This is a genomic window from Streptomyces sp. NPDC104096, assembly GCF_055584385.1.
The window spans coordinates 1-4,430 of the sequence record NZ_JBVJMD010000137.1 but is presented as its reverse complement, the minus strand read 5'-3'; the positions used below and the strand labels follow the sequence as shown (position 1 = coordinate 4,430).

Below are 4,430 nucleotides of genomic sequence, written 5' to 3'. Positions count from 1 at the left end.
TGCGCCGCGTCGTCCGCTCGGGTGCACAGCTATCAGGTGCGGAGGGTGGCCGACGTCCCGGTCGATGGACGACGGGTGGTGCTCCACGTGAAAGTACGACGCTCGGTGTGTCCCACCCGCGGCTGCCGACAGACCTTCCGCGAGCAGATGCCCGGAGTGCTGGAGCGTCACCAGCGACGCACGGCCCCTCTGACCAGGCAGGTCAAGGCTGTGGTGAAGGAGTTGGCCGGCCGGGCGGGATCGCGTCTGCCGGCGGTACCCGCGGCGGACCTGTCGCGCCACACGGCCCTGCGCGTCCTGCTGCGCATCCCCTTGCCCACCGGGCGGACGCCCCGCGTGATCGGCGTCGACGACTTCGCTCCGCGCCGACGGCACCGCTGTGCCACCGTGGTGATCGACGCCGAGACCCATCAGCGGACCGACGTGCTGCCCGACCGCACCGCCGGCACGCTGGAGACGTGGCTGCGCGACCATCCCGGCGTCGAGTTCGTGTGCCGCGACGGTTCGACGACCTACGCCGAGGCCGTCCGCCGCGCCCTGCCCGACGCAGTGCAGGTTGCGGACCGGTGGCACCTGTGGCACAACCTGTGCGACGCCGCGCTGAGCGAAGTGAAGGCCCACAGCACCTGCCGGGCCGCTGTGCTGGACGCGCCCCCGTACGACGGGCCCCGCGCACAGACGACAATACCGACGCGCTCACGCACTGGATCGTCCGGGCCCGCGCCATCGACCTACCTCATCTGCACGCCTTCACCCGGGGCCTGGAACGAGACCGCGGCGTCGTGAACTCCGCGCTCACGCTTTCGTACAGCAACGGCCCCACCGAGGGCGTCAACACCAAGACGAAGCGGATCGCACGCCAGATGCGCGGCCGAGCAGGCTTCCCCCTCCTCCGCCACCGCATCCTCCTCGGACAGCAGCAGGCTCGGTCACCACCGAATGTGAGACAGGGCCGCTCGTTTGAAAGACCCCGATCCGGGACCATCTCCGTCGGCGCGGCGTCCGGGCGGTGATTCCGCAGCCCGCCGACCAGGTCGCCAACCGGAAGAAGTGCGGTCGGCTCGGCGGCCGTCCGCCAGCCTTCGACCGTGGGGCCTACAAGCAGCGGAACGCCGTCGAGCGGTGCATCAAAGGCTCAAGCAGTGGCGCGGTCTCGCCACCCGCTACGACAAGACCGCCACCATCTATCTCGCCGGACTCCAAATCGCCGCGATCTTCATCTGGTCCGCGAGATGATTCGGAAGGGGCATCCAGCGGCGATGCGCGGTGGCAGTGGCCTGCTCAGTCGTCGAACCACACGACGAGGCGCACGTTGTCGTCACCGTGCTGTGCTGCGAGTTCTTTCATGGCTTCCCAGACGGGTTGCCACTCGCCGGTTTCGGTGACGGCATCTCTGCGGCAGATAATGACGGATCTGTAGAGCGTGTCCCCGACGAGCCACTCACTTCCTTCGGGCCACTCCCGAACCTCACCGGCTTTGAGACCGACAGCCGCGGCGAATGCGCCACTCCAGGAGGCCTTGCCCGTCATCCGGAGCCCGTTCGGCGTCTGGCGGTATCTGTGCAGCCGGCTGTCGGGCTTCTCTGCGGGCTCGTCCCAGTCGACGGCCTTCACCTCGGCCCACGTGATCCACGTGGTGCCGTGAAAGCCGTCCTCGCCGTACCACTCGGTCAGCTGGGCGAACCGCGCACTCATAGTGGCCGAGGCGTCGGTGGGAAACCCCCGGCCTGCGGCCACGGGACGGAAGTTCGCGTAGTTGCGGACCCCGAAGAGACACCCGAAAGCGTCGTAGTTACGGACATCGTTGAGAGAGCTGAGGTCGTGTGCGCAGTACCAGATCGGCTCCTGATCGTCCTGCGGCGCCCGGTACTCGAGGAAGCCGCTTATGTCTGTACCCATGCCAGGCATTCTCTCGATGCCGTCAAATGGTTTCGTCTGCACCGGACCGACCACCTACGCATACGTGAGCTGCCTGGCCAGGAGGTTCTGTGGTGGGAACAGCGCCCAGATGGCCTTCCCGTCACAGCACGGACCGCAGCTCTGACCGTGGTCCGGTGTACACGGATGCGACCGGCACCGGCGGCATGTGATCCGAAGGAAACGGCCTAGCGCGCGGGCCATGTACCGCGCACAGGGGCCACGTAGCGTCCTCAAGGGCTATCGAGGACCGTAAAAACGTTCGGTGTAACTCCCGATCATGGAAGATGCATCGATGACCAGTGAGAACGTGTCCGGTTCCAAGGGCATCGATCCCTCGAGGGCTGTGCCGACGCGGGCTGTTGACGACCAGCTGATCGAGGAGCTGGTGGGCCGGGCTGAGGCCGAGGGCCTGCAGCTGACCGGTGAAGGCGGACTGCTGCAGCAGTTGACCAAGCGGCTGCTGGAGTCCGCCCTGGAAGGCGAGATCACCGACCATCTCGGCTATGACAAGCACGACCCGGCCGGCAAGAACGGCGGCAACTCCCGTAACGGCAAACGCTCCAAGACAGTGCTGACCGACGTCGGTCGAATGGAGATCACCGTGCCCCGCGACCGGGACGGCTCCTTCGAACCGAAGATCGTCAAGAAGCGGCAGAAGCGCCCCTAGCCGCCCCGGCCACGGCGGCTCACGTGCCGGGAGCGCCGAGGCGTTCGGCCTCGATCCGGTCGAGTCCCTTGCCCGCCGTGTTTGGTATGAACGCGTAGCCTGCCACGGCGCTGATCAGGAGGAAGAACGCCAGCATGGCGCTGAGCGGACGGATGCCCACGGATGCCAGGAGCGGCACCACGAAGCTCCACACACCCAGGACGGTGCGCGCGACCGCGAAGGTGAAGCCCTGCGCGCTGGAGCGCAGCATGGTCGGGAAGAGTTCCTGGCTGAACACCTTGTAGAAGCCCTCGCCCGCCAGGGCGGACCCCACTGCGAATAGCGCGATGTTGCCGAGGATCACTGGGACGCTGAAGGGGAGCACCAGGTACAGCAGGTAGGCGCCCACCTGGAGGATGCCGCCCAGAGCCCACATGCGGCGGCGAGCGCGGTGTGATCGGTCGGAGTAACGCATGAAGAGCAGCAGGGTCGCGGCTAGGCCGATGACGAAGCCGGCGGTGCTCAGTGCCAGGCCTGCGCTCCTGCTGCCTGCGTGGAGTGTTTCGACGATGTACGGGGTGAAGCTGCCGCTGGTACCCGCGGCAAGGTTCCAGAAGAGGTAGATCGTCGTCGTCCAGACCACAGCGGCGAGGTTCGCCCCGCGGAAGAGGTTTCGCAGCCGGAGAGGAGCGCCGCCGGCGTCGTCGGCGCGCGCCGCCTTCCAGCACGCGGATTCGCCCAGGCCCTGGCGCATCGTCCAGGTGAGCAGGGCGACTGCGACCAGGTGGAGGAAGACCAGCCGCACGCCGAGCAGACCGAGCGGGGCCAGGGCGAACGAGAGCAGCAGGACGACGACCGGCCCCAGGTTCCAGGCGACCTGGGTCAGGCCGAGGAGTCTGCCGCGGGCCCGGGGCGGCGCGTTCTCGCCGACCAGCGCGAGGGAGGTGGGGACGTCCGCGCCGACCGCGACGCCGACCACGAACGTGCCCGCGAACAGCACGGCCGCGTTCACGGCCGAAGCCACGGCCAGCATGCCGGCGGCGTAGACGAGCAGGTCGTACCGGTAGATGCGCTTGCGTCCCAGGCGGTCTCCCAGACGTCCCCCGATCAGAGCGCCGAGCGCACAGCCCAGGGCGTTCGGTCCGAGCGCCGCCAGGGCGCCCACGGCACCGTCGGACAGGTGCAGCCTGGCCTGGAACAGGGTGAGCCCGGCACCCAGGGCCACGATGGAGCCCGCGTCCAGATAGGAGGCCATGCCGGCCAGCGCGGACGTACGCCATGCGCTCTTGTCGGGGCCGATCGACCGGCGGCCGTGTGGCGTGGTGGGGCGGCCGGCCCCGAGGGGAGCCTCCTGGATCTGGGCCATGAACACTCCTGGCAGTGTGTCGGTGCCGGAGCATCGTAAGCACCACCGCGTCCGGTACCGGGACACTGTTTTGCAACGTCTCATGCCGGGGTCCCGCTGACGTCGCAGCTCAGGGCCTTATCGGCGGGACGCTGTGCGAAGCGGCCACGGGCCGTCGTGGACGAGGACCACCGTCGCGGGGGTGCCCCCCGGCCGTGCGGGCCGGGCCGGGGCGTCGGTCCGAACCCGCGTCCTGTCTTTCCGGGGCCGCGGTGTACAGGCGGGCTGCCGACCGGGCAACGGCCGAAGGCGACGGCCCCGGAGTGGGGGCCGCCGCCTTCGGAAGGTGATGCTGGGGTGCTTCGGCGCCGGTGGCGCGGTGCCGTGTGGGCCGGGGGCGCCGAGTGGTTCGGCGTCGGTCGGCTCAGTACCAGTGGTGGGTCTGCCAGAAGTCCCAGGCCTGGACGGGGCTGCCGTAGCGGGAGTTCATGTAGTCCAGGCCCCACTTGATCTGGGTGG

Annotated in this window: 3 protein-coding genes and 3 pseudogenes; 3 read left to right on the top strand and 3 right to left on the bottom strand. The window is 68.8% G+C overall.

The annotated features are described in order from the left end of the window. Together ACZ60B_RS42645 and ACZ60B_RS42640 are read left to right on the top strand one after the other, a co-directional pair. Positions 1-914, top strand: a pseudogene (locus ACZ60B_RS42645) (ISL3 family transposase); the annotation flags it as partial. A 62-nt stretch (positions 915-976) separates the two neighbouring features. Continuing rightward, positions 977-1,236: pseudogene (locus ACZ60B_RS42640) on the top strand (transposase); the annotation flags it as partial. Positions 1,237-1,281: 45 nt separating this feature from the next. Here ACZ60B_RS42640 and ACZ60B_RS42635 read toward each other — a convergent pair. Continuing rightward, positions 1,282-1,899: a hypothetical protein gene (locus ACZ60B_RS42635; RefSeq protein ID WP_469397393.1), complete on the bottom strand. Its 618-nt coding sequence runs from the start codon at positions 1,897-1,899 to the stop codon at positions 1,282-1,284. A 313-nt stretch (positions 1,900-2,212) separates the two neighbouring features. Between ACZ60B_RS42635 and ACZ60B_RS42630 the strand changes: the two are divergent. Further along, positions 2,213-2,581: pseudogene (locus tag ACZ60B_RS42630) on the top strand (transposase); the annotation flags it as partial. Positions 2,582-2,606: 25 nt separating this feature from the next. Here the strand turns inward: ACZ60B_RS42630 and ACZ60B_RS42625 are convergent. Both ACZ60B_RS42625 and ACZ60B_RS42620 read right to left on the bottom strand, forming a co-directional pair. Beyond that, positions 2,607-3,932, bottom strand: a complete 1,326-nt coding sequence (locus ACZ60B_RS42625) for an MFS transporter (RefSeq protein WP_469397391.1) — start codon at positions 3,930-3,932, stop codon at positions 2,607-2,609. A gap of 403 nt (positions 3,933-4,335) precedes the next feature. Further along, positions 4,336-4,430 (bottom strand): aggregation-promoting factor C-terminal-like domain-containing protein (locus ACZ60B_RS42620; RefSeq protein ID WP_469397395.1); only part of this gene is annotated, 95 nt, incomplete at its 5' end.

Coding starts and splice junctions, on each gene's coding strand:
- ACZ60B_RS42625 (WP_469397391.1), bottom strand. CDS start 3,932: ATGGCCCAGATCCAGGAGGCTCCCCTCGGGGCCGGCCGCCCCACCACG.
- ACZ60B_RS42635 (WP_469397393.1), bottom strand. CDS start 1,899: ATGGGTACAGACATAAGCGGCTTCCTCGAGTACCGGGCGCCGCAGGAC.